The sequence below is a fragment of the Bacteroides sp. An19 genome (assembly GCF_002160215.1).
GTDB lineage: Bacteria > Bacteroidota > Bacteroidia > Bacteroidales > Bacteroidaceae > Phocaeicola > Phocaeicola intestinalis.
Genome location: NZ_NFKD01000013.1, coordinates 42,169 through 57,899 on the forward strand (window position 1 = coordinate 42,169; position 15,731 = coordinate 57,899).

The window sequence follows — 15,731 nt, forward strand, 5'->3', positions numbered from 1 at the left end:
TGAAGATTCCTTATGCTTCGTTCTTTATTCTTCATTAGAATTGCGTATCTTTGCCCCATGCTTATGTAAAAAATGAATGTGATATGAATGAGACTGATGCTGCTGTCCGCCGGCGTGCCATATACGGGGTGACGCTGGCAGGCAGCGTGGTAAATGTCGTGCTGGTGCTGTGTAAGTTTGCTGCAGGCATATTGGGACGCAGTGCCGCGATGATAGCTGATGCGGTACACTCATTATCCGATTTGGCTACAGATGTGATTGTATTGGTGTTTGTGCGTATTTCAGACAAGCCGGAAGACAAAGGACACGATTATGGACACGGAAAATATGAAACCTTTGCCACCTTGCTGATTGGCGTGGCATTACTGGTGGTAGGTATTGGTATCCTATGGAGCGGAGGCGAACAGATTTACGCTTTTTTACAGGGGGAAACGTTGCCTTCGCCGGGTTGGATTGCCTTGTGGGCAGCATTGTTTTCAATTGTGTCGAAAGAGGTTCTGTTTCATTACACACGTCTGGTAGGAAGGAAATACGATAGTCCGGCGGTGATAGCTAACGCCTGGCACCACCGGAGTGATTCGTTTTCGTCTATAGGGACAGCAGTAGGTATCGGCGGCGCCATTTTGTTGGGCGAAGACTGGCGGGTACTCGACCCTTTGGCGGCAGTTATCGTAAGTTTTTTTATTATCCATGTGGCGATAAAGCAATTGGGACCTTGTCTGGACGAACTGTTGGAACGTTCGTTGCCCGATGATGTGGAACGTCATATCACCGACTTGGTGCTTTCGGTACCTGGTGTATCACAGCCGCACCATTTGCGCACGAGGCGTATAGGCAACCGTTATGCGATAGATGTGCATATCCGGATGGATGGCAATATGCCTTTGAGTGAGGCGCATGACCGTGCCACGCAAGTAGAGCAGAAATTGCGTGACACATATGGGAAGGATACATACATCAACATCCATGTAGAGCCGATGAAATGAAGAATTAAGAATGAAGAATATAGGAAACATGAAGATATTAGTGACAGGCGCAAGCGGATTCATCGGCAGTTTTTTGGTCGAAGGAGGATTGGAACGTGGCATGCAGGTATGGGCAGGTGTAAGGCAGAGTAGCAGTCGGAAATATCTGCAGGATGAGCGTATCCGTTTTGCCGAACTCGATTTTACAGATTCCGATCATTTGGAAGAACAGCTGAAGCGACATAAAAAAGAGCATGACGGGTGGGATTGCATTATCCACTGTGCGGGTGTGACAAAATGCCTGCATCAGGCAGACTTCGAAATAGGTAATTATTGGGCTACGCGTCATTTTGTCGAAGTGTTGATAAGATTGGACATGGTGCCACGTCAGTTCGTTTACCTTAGTTCGCTGAGTGTGTTCGGTCCCATACATGAACGTGACTATCTGCCCATAGGTGAGTGCGACACGCCACAACCCAATACGGCATACGGGGTGAGCAAGCTTCATACCGAAGCATACATACGTTCACTGGAAAACTTGCCGTGGGTGATATTCCGCCCTACGGGAGTATACGGTCCTCGTGAGCGTGATTATTTCCTGATGGCTCAATCCATATCGCGCCATTTGGACATCGTTGCTGGTTTCCGCCGGCAAGATCTTACGTTTGTGTATGTGACCGATTTGGTGCAGGCCATTTATTTGGCTGTGGAAAAGCAGGTGACGGGACGCGCTTATTTCGTAAGCGATGGCGAAGTGTATAGTAGCCGCACGTTCTCCGACTTGATACGGACCGAATTGGGACATCCTTGGCTGGTACGTTTTACGTGTCCGCTTGGGTTGTTGAAGATTATTTCGTCTGTGGCAGGAAACGTGGCGAAGCTGATGCATAAACCCAGTACGCTTAATCCCGACAAATATAAGATTATGAAACAGCGTAATTGGCGGTGCGACATAGCTCCGTTGGGAAACGAACTGGGTTACCAGCCTGCATATCCGCTGGAGAGAGGAGTAAAAGAAACAATCAGATGGTATAAGAAAGAGGGATGGCTATAAAATTATTCGAACGGGTAGAAAGCGGTAAGGAACTGTTTGCCGTAGAGACAATCAGCTTGATTTATAATGCACTGACCAGTTTTTTGGTTTTGTTGCTGTATCAGCGTATGGACCATCCGGGAACAATGTTACTGGAACGTTTGGGTATTGTGATTCTGACATTTGTGCTGATATTCCTGTATCAGGCGTTTCCGTGCAGGCTGACGGCATTTGTCCGTATGGTGGTGCAGATGAGTCTGCTTGCTTATTGGTATCCCGATACGTTTGAATTCAATCGTTTGTTCCCGAACCTTGATTATTTGTTTGCACGCAATGAGCAGGCATTGTTCGGGTGCCAGCCTTCGGTAGAGTTCAGCGAGCATTGTCCGTCCATCTGGTTCAGCGAGCCGTTTAATATGGGCTATTTTTTTTATTATCCGATGATGCTCATTGTGGTACTTTATTACTTCGTGAAGCGTTTCGAGTGGTTCGAGAAGATTTGCTTTGTGCTGGTCACTTCGTTCTTCATTTATTATTTGGTTTATATTATGTTGCCTGTGGCAGGACCGCAGTTCTATTTCCCGGCTATTGGGATGGACAGGGTGAATGCGTGCGATTTTCCTCCTATTGGCGATTATTTCAATACGAATGATTACTTGATACCGGGACCGGGGTTCGACCATGGTTTTTTCTTTAATTTAGTGGAGGCTTCACAAGAAGTGGGCGAACGGCCTACGGCGGCTTTCCCCAGTTCGCACGTAGGTATATCTACCATTGTGATGATTATGGCGTGGCGGGTCAATCGGAGGCTGGCATATTTCCTGGCACCTTTTTATGTGTTGTTGTGTTGTGCAACGGTTTATATTCAGGCGCATTATCTGGTCGATTCCATAGCCGGTTTCTTTACCGCCTTTTTCGTTTACCAGCTTGCTACCCTGATGTATAAGCGCTGGTTCATCTCGCCGGCGTTCAAGTACTTTAAGTAATTAAGAATGAAGAATGAAGAATTGCTTCGCCCGCATGGAAATTCTTCATTCTTCATTCTTAATTTTTCATTCAAAAAGATTCTTTATTTTTCCGTAACTTTTTTCGCGACTTTGCGTCTAACAAGTAGAACATAAACAATTAAACGAACAGAAACTATGAAACATTTTTCAATGATTGTGGCATCATGTGTCTTGGCAATGATGCTTACCGTTTCCGGATGCTACGCCGGAAGCAGAAACGTGGTAAAACCCAGCAAGAATTATGTGACCCAGAAAGTATCGCTTACCGGCATTGATGCTATTCGTTCGTCTTCATCGGTAGATGTAGTCTATACGCAGGCTTCGGGTACACCCTATGCCGAAATCTATGCACCTGATAACATTGTGCCTTTGATAAAAGTAGAACAGGAAGGAAGTAAGTTGCATGTAGGTTTCAAGAGCGGTACATCCATTACTGGAAGATATAAATGCGAAGTGCGTGTGTATGCTCCCGAAGTGACTTCGTTCTCCACATCCAGTTCGTCCGACATTATCTTGGCAAACGGCTTGAAGACCCAAAAGGCTGTATCGTTCCGTGCATCGAGTAGCGGCGACATCAAGGCAGGGGCTGTAGCTTGTGCCGATGTGGAAATGATTACGCAGAGCAGCGGCGACATCGTGGTAGATGCTGTCCGGTGCGGGCAGCTGAGTCTGGATACGCAGAGCAGCGGCGATATCAAGGTGAATACTGCCCAATGCAGTGGAGCCGTTGTCGAATCCAGTTCGGCAGGCGACTGCACGGTAAAGAACCTGACCTGTGAAGGTGATGTGAAAGCATCTACCAGCTCATCGAGCGACATCAAGCTTGCCGGCACATGCCGTAACGCTACGTTCAGTGCCAGTTCGGCAGGCGGCATCTATGCCAAGGACCTGCTGGCGAAAGATGTAAAGGCGACCGCCTCTTCGGCAGGCGATATCGAGTGTAACGCCAGCGGCGTGCTTTCCACTTCGGTGTCAAGTGCCGGCGATATCCGTTATAAAGGTACCCCCACCCGTGTAGAAGGCAAGATAAAAGGGGTTTCTAAAATGAAGGATTAAAGTGTGGCCTCAGTACGTCATCCGCAGGGTGAACAGCAGATTGCGGGGGCGGATGCGGTAGCTGCGTGATACGGTGCTGGCTTCATCGGTGAAAGAGGTATAGGTGTATTCTCTTTCGTCCAGCAAGTTGGTGGCGGCAAGCTCCATGTCCATCCGTTTGGAGAGTTTGTATAACACCACGGCATCGGCAAGGAAGAAATCCCGCTTGCGGCTATCTGTTTCCCGGTTGCGGTAATGCCCGCCTTTCAGCAAGATGCTGAGCTTTGCGGCGGGTGTTATCCGCAGGCTGAGGCTTTGCTCTAATGAAGCGGTATTCGTCTCGCTTCCTTCTTCTTCCAGCCTTAACTTGCTTTTCCCATAGTTTAACTCATAGTGCAGGGTAATTTTTTCCGTCAGGTCCGCTTCGATGCGCGGCCCGATGCTCCACATTGTGCGCACGTTCGGTATCCGTTCTTCGTTGCGCACCAGCACCGCATGGCGGTTGGTGTACATCCCTTTCAGGTAGATGTAGCAGTTCAGGAAATCGAATCCTTTTGATACATTGCCGTTCACGTCCAGCTGGCGTGCCGTGTTTTCTCCCTGCTGGTATGAAGTGACGATGAAATCTCCTTCGAATTGCTGATGGGTCAGGTAGGGCAGGCTCATCCAGTTGTGTGACACCGACACATCGGCAAACAGTTCGTCCAAGGGACGCTTGTAGTAGATGCCACCTTCGATGTATTTGCTGGTGCTCAGCCCGTATACGGGATAACCTTTCATCAGCGTGCGGTAAGAATCCATCAGGTAACCTGGATAGAAAGAGGCATCACCGAGCGGACGGCTGGTGATTCCGCCCGAAAGGTCGATGTCCCAGCGTGCGCTTAGGGTATACGACAGGTACAGGTCTGGATTGAACAACACACGGGTCGAGGGGCTTTTCAGCCCGTTTGCCTTTTCCTTATATAGATAATGGTAGAAGTTGACGGGCAGCGCAAGTCGGGTCTTCAGCCTGCGCCACGTATATTCCAGTTTGGGGGTGAGGTAGAGCTGCGTGTAGTTCATGCCCGAACCTTCCTCGTCATTATCGGTCAGCGTTACGCCCTCCAGTTCCGATGCCATGTCGCGCCACATCACTTTGGCTCCGGCTCCTAGGCTTACCGTGACTTGCCCTATGGCGAATCCATAATCCACTTTGTTGTCCGAGAACAGTTTTCGCTGCTCTATCCGCTGGCTGCGTGTTTCGTCTCCGTACGTCACGTCCATCCGTTGCGGATGGTCTTGCACGAAGGTGTACGAGGTGAAGATGATGAACTTGTTGCCGAACCGCTTCAGCAGGTAGAGGTCGTTGGTCAGCTGTTTGTCGGGCGACCAGGCATCTTGGGTGTTGGGGATGGTTCCGCTCACGCCGTCATTCTTGTCCAGCCACGCGAAGTCTGCCATCAGGCGTTCGGTCAGGTTGTAGGTGTCTTCGTTCGCTTCCAGCCGTATCTCGGCGGAAAGCTGCTGTTGCTCGAAGAGCGAACTCTCTTTTTCGCGGATGGTGGTGGTATCGGCGTTCGCTTGGAAATATTGCGTCACGGTCTGCTTGTCCGATTCGGTCCGGTGGTTCATGTAGCCGATGCCTACGGTCACGTTCATTCCGTTCTTCAGTTGGAACAGGTTGTTCGAAGTCGCCTGATGGGTTCGGTTGAACAGCTCGCGCTCTTTGTTCAGTGCCTGTACTGCCGGAGGCACGATGCGGATGTAGTCGGTCAGTTTTTCGCGCCGGTAGCGTGTGGCGTTGATGTCGAACGACTTGAACTCGCGGGTCACGTCCCTGCCCGTGTTGTTGGTCTTGTAGGTGTTGAGCGACTGGAATTTCTTGTTGAACTGCATGGCTATCAGTTCCTCGTCCCATAGTGCCGATGCAGGCGCGGCAAGCCCGATTCCTCCTTTCACGCTTCCTATCCACCGTTGCTTCACGTTCTCTTTCAGGCGCAGGTTGATGGCTGCCTGATCCGAAAGGCTCAGTCCGTTCAGTGCCTTGATGGGCTGGTGGTTCTCCATCACCTCCACGCTGTTTACGTCTTGGTTGGAGATACTGTTGGTGGCGATGCCATACTTTCCGCCCAGCAGGTCTTTGCCCTCGATGTAGAATTTGTTGATGGGCGTGCCTTGGTACGAAATCTTCTCGTCGTCCGCTACCTGTATGCCGGGCAGCTTCTTCAGGATGTCCCCGATGGTGCGGTCGCCCTCTTTCGAGAAGCGTGCTACATTATAGATGATCGTATCTCCTTGCGCCCGTATCTTCGGTGCTTTCACGATGACCTCCCGGATGCTGATTTCTTCGGGTTGCAAGCCGATGCGGTAGGTTTGGTCTTGCGGCTGGATAGGGCGGGTCACGGCTGCATAGCCCAGGCAAGAGAAGCGTATCACCGCACGGCTTGCCTTTGTGCTGTCCACGTTTAGGCTGAATGTCCCGTCCTCGTCCGTAATGGCAAAGGCAAGGATGCTTTTTCCGTCTGCCCGGCAGACTGTTACACTTACTCCTTGTAAGGAGACTTGCTTGGCGGAATCGGTCACTTTGCCCGTTAATGTCCGTTGCTGGGCGCAGAGGGAAGAAGCGAGGCAGAGCAAGAACAGGTATACGATAAGGTGTTTCATGAATTGCAATTATTAGCTGTTGGGTTCTTTACTGTTTTAGTAAAGGTAGGCAAATCTGCCAGGTCGGGAACTATAAAATCGTTCGGTTTTTGTTCGATGTTTCCTCCTTGCAGTTTGTTTTTTGTTCGTCAGGTATATTTCTCCCATAAATATTTCAATGGGTCCAGCAGTCTTGCCGTAGGCTGGCTTCTTGGATGCGTGCCGAAGACAGGTTGCTCATCATCTGTTCCATGCCCCTTTGTTGGTTCAGGAAGGCACGGCGTGCTTCTTCGTGTTCTTCAGCCGAGATAAGCGAGATGTTGATGCGTGTGCCCAAGTGCAGCAATATCCAGCCGCGGATAAAGCCCACGCCCGCATTGCTGATGGATAAAGTGAGTTGTGCCAGCAAGACCAGGTACACGTAGTTCAGGTTCTGGTTGTTGATGCCGAAGTCTACGATAGACTGGGTGAGGAAAGGCAGTATCAGCTGTATCAGGCTGCCCAACAGCAAGCCGAGGAACAGTTGTCCCACCAGTTGCTTGTAAGGCTTGATGTACGAAAGCATGAAGCCCATCCCTTGAAAGCCGTTGTCCGTTTCATCGTCTTCTTCTTTGTAAAACTCCGGCGAAGGTTCCAGTAGCAGGGCAATGCCTGTGTCCTGTCCCTCTTTGCGGTTGCTTGTCCAGCAGCGGCAGAACTCTTCTGCCGTATATTTCAGTTTGCTGGTAGCCGGGTCTGCCACCCACACTTGTTTTTCCGTGCAGCGGTACACCACGACGAAGTGTTCTTGGTTCCAGTGTACGATGCAAGGCAAAGGGGCGTCTTCCTTCAATTGCTTGAAGCTGATTTCCACCCCCATGCTGCGCATCCCTATCTTTTCCGCCGCTTCGCTGATACCTAACATCGATACCCCTAACCGGCTGATGTGGCACTGCTCGCGCAAGCGTTCCAGTGAGTAGCGTTTGCCGTAATAGGCGGCTATCATACGCAGGCAGGTCGGTCCGCAGTCCATTTGTTCATGTTGCCGATAGTGGGGGAAACGTTGCATGAAGTTTTTCAATAGTTTGTTTTATTGTATTAGGTTCGTTTTATCTAAAATTAATAGTTATGATAATCGGTTTCCATGTAATCGTAAGCGACCGTGTTTCCTTTTGAGTCTTTTTTCTTCTCATGCATATACGGATTGTTTTCCGCTGACTGTTTTAAATAAGAAATACGGTCTATCCTTTCTCCTTGAGATTGTGACGAATTCTTGATATCATAAAAACATACAGGGGGAAGATTCTCTCGTTTTACACTAACTAAGGTGAAATGATAATGGTCTTTCGTGTCGTAAACCTCTATGATTAATCCGGGTAAACCATGAAACTTCCACGGTCCTTCTTGATAAAGAAGTTCAGTGGTGTACCAGGCTTTATATTCCCTACCATGAAATTTGCATACAGCTAAACGACATTGATACTTATTTATGGTTTTAATGCTGTCTTCTATCAATATCCATGGCTGTTTTTCATATTTTTCTTCTATCTGATAGGCTATTGATTTTGTCACCCACGTTGTGAGTTTGCCTTTCGGATAATTTTTATAATAGTATTCATTGATGATTTTTGTTCCTAATGCAGGACCTTCTCCATTAAATGATGCCATCATTTGTTGTAATAAGGTTTCACTCCCTTTGGGATCATTAGCGAGAGAATCTATTTTAAACGTGGAATACGGATAACATTGGCTTACATTTTTTCCAATGCGTAAAATCATTGTATCAATTACTACATTATTTTTTAGTGTATCTTGCTTTTGTATCCATTGGTATTTACATTCCAATAGCGATGGTTCAATAATTTGCGTGATGTGGTCTATTTGTGCTTGTGCGTGTGGTAAAATGCACAAGAGTATATAAAATAGGAGATTTCGTTTCATGATGTTATTTTATGGCTGGTAATCTAATTCTAAGAAATCATATTGGGTATATTTTAAGTGTTCACTATATTGGGTTATGAACTTATGCGCTCTTTTTAAATAGGTAAGTCGTGTAGTCTGTTCAAATACCGAATTCCAATAATTATAAAAAATGATTGGCTCCACGTCTTTTGTACGTATGCTTGTTAATGTATAATGGTAATAATTTTGCTTATCGTATGCTTCCATAATCAGTCCTGGCAATCCGCAAAGTTTCCATGGTCCATTATCAATGGGAATATCAAGAGAAAACCAAGCATACCATAGTCTGCCTCTAAATTGAGTAACGGCAAGTTGGCAGGAATAACCTGCTATTTGCTTTATGGAGTCTTGCACTTCCCACGTTTGTTTAGGCGTATCTTCTGAGAAATATAGGCAAGCGGGTTTCTTTTGAAGTGTCAAATCTGGTTCTACCTGTATAACGTATGTAGTGGTTACCCCTTTTTGGGGATATGATTTATAGATATATCCGGGTGTGCGTTCGCCCGGTTTGTTTTCGAAGTTTTTTGTACGAATGGCTTCGAATGTTCTTTTTATGGCTATTTGTTGTCCTGTAGGGCTTGACCATAATGAATCTCCATAGTGGGTGTACCAGCTATAGAATTGGCTGACATTCTTCCCTATCCGTAAAATCATCCGGTCTTTCATTACTTGACTACAATCAAATGTGTCTCGTATAGCGGTATGGTCATACTGGCATTCCATGATGGCTGGTTCTATTACTTGTGTGGTGGTTCCGATTTGTGCCTGTGCCGGAAGCAGGAAGCTGAGCATCATCAAGGCGATAAATGTGTGTTTTGCCATATCTGTAAAGTTTTAAATTCGATATCGGCAAAAGTAGGGAAACCGCTTGAACCGGAAGCTATAAAACAGTTCAGTTTTTGTTCGATGCTACGGTTTTAGGATTCGGTTTTTGTTCGATGAAAATTTTTATACTTTGCGCGGTATGAAAGTGTGCATTTTCTTACCACAGAGGGCACAGGTACACAGAGTCTTTTAAATTTTTCCTCTGTGGTTCTTTGTGGCCTCTGTGGTGAATAGTTATGTTTCATTAAAATGCACAAATCTATACCGCATAGTATAAGTTCCTATTTTGAATTTATCGTGCGATGAATGACCGCCATTAAGAAAATATCTATGAAACTGCTGAAAATATGATGATTACTGAATGTTTGCGAAAAGAGCTGGAAGTGATGGGAGCTTCCTCACTGCCAGTATTTTATTCCAGAAAGGCTCCATTCTTCTGCAAGGCAAATATGGTATTGCCTCACACCGGTAAATGACAGGCATGAATAGTAATAATACCATACTACGAATAAGACTTAAAGTAGTCAACCTTTTCTACAAAGCTGCACGACCTTTTCTACAAAGCTATAATCTTTCCCTGTCCTGATAGGCTGGGACTGCAGTTTTACCTTACTGGTACTGCAGTCCTATACTATCTAGGACTGCAGTCCTGGCAATATGGGATTGGGGGAGGACTGGAATGTATTTCCTCACGCTCCTTTTATCTACTGGCATTTTGAGGATATTCAGAAGCTGTTTTGAATTTCTCCAAAAAGTTTTTCTTGGCTTGATGTATCCGTTTTCGTGTGTGCTTTGGGCGATTTTCTGGTCTTTTTCGCTCCTGCTCTTCGTCAGATAGCCCGCTATCTTCCTCATCACAGAAGCGAAAATGCCTCAAAAACTCATCCCAAATCATCGCACGATAAATTCAAAACAGCTTCTAATGAACTTGACAAGTTGGGCTGTTTCGGGAAAATCCGTATCTTTGCCTATGCGGAAACTTAGAACTTAAAGAGTATGGAAAAGGCAGCAGTCAAAGGCATTCCTTATGGAGTGGCAAGCTTCGAAGACGTAAGAAGCAAAAACCGGTATTATATAGATAAAACGATGTATCTTCCTTTATTAGAAGAGGCAAGCGACTTCTTGTTCTTAATTCGCCCCCGGCGTTTCGGCAAGAGCGTGTTCGTAAGCATGATGCAGGCGTATTACGATATCGCCATGGCAGACCGTTTCGACACGTTGTTCGACGGGCTTTGGATAAAGGAGCATCCCACGCCGCTGAAGAACGCTTTCCAGGTGATTTATTTTGATTTCTCGTTGGCGGGGGCAGGCATGGAAAGGCTGGAATATACGTTCAACGACTATTGCTGTGCCGAACTTGATTCATTTATCAAGCAATATAAAGATTATTACGATGAGTCAACCTTCGAAAATGTGCTTGCCGAAAAAGACGCGGCTTCCAAGCTGAGGCTGATTAATGCTGAAGCACGCCGCAAGAAATACTTGCTTTATCTGATTATTGACGAATACGACAATTTCACCAATGTAATCTTGAGTGAAGGCGGTAAGGAAGTGTTCCGCAACCTGACCCATGCCAGCGGTTTCTACCGTGAGTATTTCAAGATATTCAAGGCGATGTTCAGCCGCATCTTCATGATAGGGGTGTCTCCCGTTACGCTGGATGACCTTACGAGCGGATACAACATCGGTTGGAACATCTCGCAAGACCCGCGGTTCAACTACATGCTCGGTTTCCCGGAGTCGGACGTGCGCACCATGTTCCAATACTACAAGGACAACGGCAAGCTGCGTGCCGATGCCGACATCGAAGCGATGCTGACGGAAATGAAGCCGTGGTATAACAACTATTGCTTTGCGGAAGAGTATACCGATGAAGAACGCTTGTACAACTGCGACATGGTGCTCTACTATTTACGCCACCAAGTCGCCTTTAACCGTCCGCCTAAGGAAATGGTGGACATGAACGTCCGCACGGATTACAAGAAACTGCAGATGCTGGCGGAAATAGACCGTGGCAACCTGAAGGAGAAACGTATGAGCGTGATAGAAGAAATCTCTGCAACAGGTTCGATTGTGATGACGTTGAAAACCTCTTTCCCTGCCGAAGGTGTGACTGATGAAGATAATTTCCGGAGCCTGCTTTATTATTACGGTTTGCTTACAATGAAAAAAAGTCTCGGCAGACGTATCGAAATGGAAATACCGAACAATTGCGTGAAAGAGCAGTATTGGAGTTTCATGAGGGATTATTTCGGCCGCAGCGCACGGGTAGACATGACCGCTTTGCAAGATGAAATGGACCAGATGTCATTCGATGGGGATTGGATGTCGCTAATCAACCGCATTGCCGAGGCATACAAGGAAAACTCTTCGGTGCGCGACAGCATCTTGGGCGAGCACAACCTGCAAGGCTTTTTCAAGGCATACCTCGCCCTGAATACCCTTTACCTGGTAGAGCCTGAAATCGAACTGAATTATGGGTATAGTGACTTCCTGATGTTGCCCGACAAGGCACGTTATCCGGAGATTGCGCATAGCTACATCTTGGAGTTGAAATACGTAAAGCCCACCGCTACGGATGCGGAAGTGGAGGCAAAGAGCACGGAAGCCGACGGTCGGTTGCATCAATACGCCAACGACAAGATAGTGAAACGGCTCTGTCAAGGCACGCGGCTTCATTTGCTGAAAGTGGTGTTCCGCGGGGCGGAAATAGCCCTTTGTTCAGAAATCAGTTGAATTTCCCGCATGTCTTCCATACATTTGGGTGAATGTTTGGATTATATTATCGGTGCAGATAGCATCCTTTTATGGTTTCCTAACCAAAACCGTACGTTTTTGGTTCGGAAACCGTACGGTTTTGGGACGGAGAACGTAAAATGTAGACTGCTTGAAGCAGATTGTAATGCTTTCAATCAAGCATTGGTTCATATCCTGCCAAACAAATTTGTCAGAGGAAATGAAAAAACACTTCCTTAGAAGCTGTTTTGAATTTATCGTGCGATGATTTGGGATGAGTTTTTGAGGCATTTTCGCTTCTGTGATGAGGAAGATAGCGGGCTATCTGACGAAGAACAGGAGCGAAAAGGGCCAAAAAATCGCCCAAAGCACACACGAAAACGGATACATCAAGCCAAGAAAAACTTTTTGAAGAAATTCAAAACAGCTTCTTAGTGTGTGTGATAATCGGTTTCCATATAGTCGTAGGCGATGCATTGCCTTTTGGCATTTTTTGCCTGTCTTTCTTTTTGCCTCCGCTTAATCCTGTTTTCTGTATGAAGCCGGGGACGCCTGCCGTGCCTTCTTCCTTGAGTTGCAAGTAACGGATGCGGTCGGTGCGTTCCGCTGTCCGTGGGTCGGGTAGTGTATAGTAGAAACATACGGGAGCGATGTTTGTCCGTTCTATTCCTTCTATCCGGAATTGATAATGGCATTGCGTGTCGTACACTTCCAGTATCAGTCCGGGCAAGCCTTTGAACTTCCACGGCCCGTTGGCAATCGGTATATCCGAGGTAAACCATGCCTGGTAGTCTCGTCTGCGGAAACTGCACGTGGCAAGTTGACAGGGATAGCCCAGCAGGGTCTTGTTGCTGTCCTGCAAAGTCCAATCCTGTCCGGTGTAGTCTTCTTCTATCCGTACGCTTGTTACTCCCAGTTGGGCATACGTGCTGAGTTTGCCTTCGGGATAGTTTTTATAGATATAATCGTTGGTTACCATGTTGGCATTGAGCATTTGGGCATGGTTTTTCGAACGGATGGCACGTACCATGGCATTGCCCCAAATCCGTTTTCCGTTGGGTGTTTTCCATATCGAATCGGTGCGGTAAGCCGTGTACGAGTAGAATTGGCTGATGTTTTTCCCGATGCGGAGTATCATCCGGTCTGTTTTTGTATTAGTCCCTAATGTATCAAGTTTCATGGTGCACCGGTAGGTGCATTGCAAGATGGCAGGTTCCAGTTCTTTGATAAAATCGACGGTTTGTGCGTATGTGGGCATCAGGAAGCACAGCGCGAAGAGTGAATAGAACATTGGTTTCATGGCATTTTTCGTTTTTGGTTTGAAGCAAAAGTAGGGAAACCTGCTGAATAGGGTGCTGTAAACGGGTTCGGTTTTTGTTCGATGCGGTGCGGTTTTTGTTCGAAAAAGCATTTGCGAATTCTGAAGGGACACAGAAAACACGGAAAGACACAGACGGGCTTTTAATGTGCCAATAAATAATAGAGCAATGTGCTAATTTATTTTCACATTTTCACATTTTCACATTAACACATTAACACATTAACACATTAACATATTGCCACATTATCACATTAATACATTGTCACATTATCACATTAATACATTGTCACATTATCACATTAATACATTGTCACATTATCACATTGTCACATTATTTATTGCCCCATCCACAAAAGGCACAATTTCATACCGCGCATGGTATAATCCGTGTTATCTGTAGTGGAAAAACCGGGCAGTTGGCGGATACTTTCAGAAAGCCCGGATAAAGCGGTCGAAGTCTTCTGCCGAGCCTTTCTTGCCGTATAGTTTTTCGAATAGGTTTTTGCGGGCGGATGTGATGGTGGACTTTACACGACCAGTCAGTTGGGCGATGCCGGTAGGCTGGATTTCGGCTTTTACCAGCAGGCAAATGCGAAGCTCGCGTTCGTTGAGGGGAGAGAGTGCATAGAGGCGTGCTGTGAAATGGTTGAAGGTTTCATCGATGGTGTGTTGCAATACTTGCCAGTCTGCTTCCGACAATTCACAAAAGTCTGCTGCCTGATGGAAACGGATGTAAATATCCGATTGGCGGAACGTATGCAGTGCCAGTTCCTGTTGGCGCATTTCGGCTTCGGCACGGATGTTGCGTTGGCGCAATTGCTCTTGTTGGGTCTGCAGGCGTTCGCGCATCCGCGTGTTATCTGCCGAGGTAGAAGCCAGTCGGGTCTCCAGTTGGCGGATGACGGCATTGTTCTGTTCAATGTAGGCACGGCTTCGGGTGTATTGTTCTTCCTGTTGGCGCTCCAGTTCCTTGATGCGTTCGTTCTGCTTCTGCCGGCTGGTGCGCAGGTGGAGCAGGTAGACAGTGCCGCCTCCTGTGATGAGTACACCGGCAAGCAGGTAGACCAGTATCAGGGTGCGCTGCTCGGCGTTTTTCAGTTTCAGCTGGTTGTTCTCCCGCTCGCGTAACCGGTAGTTGTAGGTAGATTGTGCCTTGCTGATGGCAGCGGTACGGATGAGTTTCTGCACCGAGTCGGTATAAGTGACGTATTGGCAGTACTGGTTGACGGCATCCTGAAAACGTCCTTGTCCGGTAAAGATGCCTGCCATTTCCAGGCTTGCTGCCTGCCGGTCGTACACCGAGCTGCCCTCACGGGTCAAAAGACGGCAATAGTAGAGGGCAGAGTCAGGTTGTCCGGTGCGGTGAAAAAGCTGAGCTTTCAAGCGGTAGAGCGTTGCCTGCACGCTGGCATCCATATCGGCAGGAGGTGCATCGAGCAGGTGCCATGCTTTGTCGTATTCGCCCAGGCGGAGATGGAGTGCTGCTATGTCTTCTTTTACGTAGAAGCGGACGGAAGCATTGCAGGCGGTTTCGGCTTTCCGCAAGGCTTCCTGGTAGTAAAGGAAAGCGCTGTCGGTCTTTCCCTGTGCCGCGTAAGTGGCTCCTAAGTCTTTCAGGATAAATACTTCCGACACGCTGTCCACCGCCAGGTGTTTGTAGCCAAGTGCTTTCCGCTGGGCATTCAATGCCTCGTTGTACACATCCTGATGCAGGAAGATGTGCCCCATCTGGAAATAGATACGTTGCATCAGCTTTTCATTGCCTTGCGCAGCAGATGCGTCCAAAGCCTGCTGGTAATAGTCCAGTCCCCGGAGGGCATCGCCAAAACTGGCATATACCCGCCCGGCAAGGTAATACACTTCGGGCAACATCCGGCGGTCGTTCTTCTCCTCGTAGTAGTGCACGATGCCTTTTATCAAGCTATCGGAAGGATGGCGGAAACTAATCTGGTCTTCATATTTAATGGTAAGGTAGTCGTAATACATCCGCACGGCTTCGGGTTGCCTTTGGACCTTAGGCTTGTAGTCTTGCAACATATAGTATATTCCCGGTTTGTCGCTTTCGATAGCTTCGTTGATTGCTTTCAATTCGGCTGGGATTTTCGGTTCTTCCTTACAGGCAGGGAGAAGCAACATCAGGCAAAGCAACGGCAGGATGATTCTTCTTAACATAGGCGGTTATGTCTTTTAACGGTGCAAAAGTAATAAAAATGATGGAATCGGCTCATGATTTTACAACGATAAGA

Annotated in this window: 14 protein-coding genes; 7 read left to right on the forward strand and 7 right to left on the reverse strand. The window is 47.3% G+C overall.

From position 1 onward, the window contains the following. Positions 1-83: 83 nt before the first annotated feature. From B5F25_RS07525 to B5F25_RS07540, 4 genes are all read left to right on the forward strand, one after another. Positions 84-986 (forward strand): cation diffusion facilitator family transporter, encoded by a 903-nt coding sequence (locus B5F25_RS07525; protein WP_022038624.1) that lies wholly within the window; start codon positions 84-86, stop codon positions 984-986. Positions 987-996: 10 nt separating this feature from the next. Continuing rightward, positions 997-2,019: an NAD(P)-dependent oxidoreductase gene (locus B5F25_RS07530; RefSeq protein WP_241148375.1), complete on the forward strand. Its 1,023-nt coding sequence runs from the start codon at positions 997-999 to the stop codon at positions 2,017-2,019. After that, on the forward strand, positions 2,010-2,984 hold the full coding sequence (locus B5F25_RS07535; protein ID WP_022038622.1) for a phosphatase PAP2 family protein: 975 nt from the start codon (positions 2,010-2,012) through the stop codon (positions 2,982-2,984). The genes B5F25_RS07530 and B5F25_RS07535 overlap by 10 nt, the downstream gene beginning before the upstream one ends. Before the next feature lie 156 nt (positions 2,985-3,140). Further along, positions 3,141-4,061 carry a DUF2807 domain-containing protein gene (locus tag B5F25_RS07540; protein ID WP_087248675.1) on the forward strand — a complete coding sequence of 307 codons (921 nt, stop codon included), beginning with the start codon at positions 3,141-3,143 and terminating at the stop codon, positions 4,059-4,061. Positions 4,062-4,070: 9 nt separating this feature from the next. Here B5F25_RS07540 and B5F25_RS07545 read toward each other — a convergent pair whose 3' ends face one another. From B5F25_RS07545 to B5F25_RS07560, 4 genes are all read right to left on the reverse strand, one after another. Further along, positions 4,071-6,683 (reverse strand): carboxypeptidase-like regulatory domain-containing protein, encoded by a 2,613-nt coding sequence (locus B5F25_RS07545; protein ID WP_087248677.1) that lies wholly within the window; start codon positions 6,681-6,683, stop codon positions 4,071-4,073. Positions 6,684-6,837: 154 nt separating this feature from the next. After that, positions 6,838-7,710 carry a cysteine peptidase family C39 domain-containing protein gene (locus B5F25_RS07550; protein WP_087248679.1) on the reverse strand — a complete coding sequence of 291 codons (873 nt, stop codon included), beginning with the start codon at positions 7,708-7,710 and terminating at the stop codon, positions 6,838-6,840. Positions 7,711-7,760: 50 nt separating this feature from the next. Further along, complete coding sequence (locus B5F25_RS07555; protein ID WP_087248681.1) at positions 7,761-8,582, reverse strand: GLPGLI family protein; 822 nt, start codon at positions 8,580-8,582, stop codon at positions 7,761-7,763. Between the two features lie 9 nt (positions 8,583-8,591). After that, positions 8,592-9,425, reverse strand: coding sequence for a GLPGLI family protein (locus B5F25_RS07560; protein WP_087248683.1), 834 nt, complete (start codon positions 9,423-9,425; stop codon positions 8,592-8,594). Between the two features lie 350 nt (positions 9,426-9,775). Here B5F25_RS07560 and B5F25_RS22635 point away from each other — a divergent pair, with 350 nt between their 5' ends. Continuing rightward, on the forward strand, positions 9,776-9,904 hold the full coding sequence (locus B5F25_RS22635; protein ID WP_262483239.1) for a hypothetical protein: 129 nt from the start codon (positions 9,776-9,778) through the stop codon (positions 9,902-9,904). A gap of 224 nt (positions 9,905-10,128) precedes the next feature. Here B5F25_RS22635 and B5F25_RS21590 read toward each other — a convergent pair whose 3' ends face one another. Next, positions 10,129-10,323, reverse strand: coding sequence for a hypothetical protein (locus tag B5F25_RS21590; protein WP_162614372.1), 195 nt, complete (start codon positions 10,321-10,323; stop codon positions 10,129-10,131). Between the two features lie 101 nt (positions 10,324-10,424). On the opposite strand from B5F25_RS21590, the gene B5F25_RS07570 reads away from it, so the two are divergent. Both B5F25_RS07570 and B5F25_RS21595 read left to right on the forward strand, forming a co-directional pair. Continuing rightward, complete coding sequence (locus tag B5F25_RS07570; RefSeq protein ID WP_087248687.1) at positions 10,425-12,164, forward strand: ATP-binding protein; 1,740 nt, start codon at positions 10,425-10,427, stop codon at positions 12,162-12,164. Between the two features lie 264 nt (positions 12,165-12,428). Next, a complete protein-coding gene (locus tag B5F25_RS21595) occupies positions 12,429-12,599 on the forward strand; it encodes a hypothetical protein (RefSeq protein WP_158100011.1) in 171 nt (56 codons plus the stop codon). On the opposite strand, the gene B5F25_RS07580 is transcribed toward B5F25_RS21595, so the two are convergent. Together B5F25_RS07580 and B5F25_RS07585 are read right to left on the reverse strand one after the other, a co-directional pair. Beyond that, a complete protein-coding gene (locus B5F25_RS07580; protein ID WP_162614373.1) occupies positions 12,583-13,464 on the reverse strand; it encodes a GLPGLI family protein in 882 nt (293 codons plus the stop codon). The genes B5F25_RS21595 and B5F25_RS07580 overlap by 17 nt on opposite strands. Positions 13,465-13,914: 450 nt before the next feature. Then, positions 13,915-15,657 (reverse strand): hypothetical protein, encoded by a 1,743-nt coding sequence (locus B5F25_RS07585; RefSeq protein ID WP_087248693.1) that lies wholly within the window; start codon positions 15,655-15,657, stop codon positions 13,915-13,917. Positions 15,658-15,731 lie beyond the last annotated feature (74 nt).

What these genes read in the sequence shown, in the direction of transcription:
- B5F25_RS07550 (WP_087248679.1), bottom strand. Translation starts at nt 7,710, where the DNA reads ATGCAACGTTTCCCCCACTATCGGCAACATGAACAAATGGACTGCGGA.
- B5F25_RS07535 (WP_022038622.1), top strand. Translation starts at nt 2,010, where the DNA reads ATGGCTATAAAATTATTCGAACGGGTAGAAAGCGGTAAGGAACTGTTT.
- B5F25_RS07545 (WP_087248677.1), bottom strand. Translation starts at nt 6,683, where the DNA reads ATGAAACACCTTATCGTATACCTGTTCTTGCTCTGCCTCGCTTCTTCC.
- B5F25_RS07580 (WP_162614373.1), bottom strand. Translation starts at nt 13,464, where the DNA reads ATGAAACCAATGTTCTATTCACTCTTCGCGCTGTGCTTCCTGATGCCC.
- B5F25_RS07540 (WP_087248675.1), top strand. Translation starts at nt 3,141, where the DNA reads ATGAAACATTTTTCAATGATTGTGGCATCATGTGTCTTGGCAATGATG.
- B5F25_RS07525 (WP_022038624.1), top strand. Translation starts at nt 84, where the DNA reads ATGAATGAGACTGATGCTGCTGTCCGCCGGCGTGCCATATACGGGGTG.
- B5F25_RS07585 (WP_087248693.1), bottom strand. Translation starts at nt 15,657, where the DNA reads ATGTTAAGAAGAATCATCCTGCCGTTGCTTTGCCTGATGTTGCTTCTC.
- B5F25_RS07555 (WP_087248681.1), bottom strand. Translation starts at nt 8,582, where the DNA reads ATGAAACGAAATCTCCTATTTTATATACTCTTGTGCATTTTACCACAC.
- B5F25_RS07570 (WP_087248687.1), top strand. Translation starts at nt 10,425, where the DNA reads ATGGAAAAGGCAGCAGTCAAAGGCATTCCTTATGGAGTGGCAAGCTTC.
- B5F25_RS22635 (WP_262483239.1), top strand. Translation starts at nt 9,776, where the DNA reads ATGATGATTACTGAATGTTTGCGAAAAGAGCTGGAAGTGATGGGAGCT.
- B5F25_RS07530 (WP_241148375.1), top strand. Translation starts at nt 997, where the DNA reads ATGAAGAATATAGGAAACATGAAGATATTAGTGACAGGCGCAAGCGGA.
- B5F25_RS21595 (WP_158100011.1), top strand. Translation starts at nt 12,429, where the DNA reads ATGATTTGGGATGAGTTTTTGAGGCATTTTCGCTTCTGTGATGAGGAA.
- B5F25_RS07560 (WP_087248683.1), bottom strand. Translation starts at nt 9,425, where the DNA reads ATGGCAAAACACACATTTATCGCCTTGATGATGCTCAGCTTCCTGCTT.
- B5F25_RS21590 (WP_162614372.1), bottom strand. Translation starts at nt 10,323, where the DNA reads ATGATTTGGGATGAGTTTTTGAGGCATTTTCGCTTCTGTGATGAGGAA.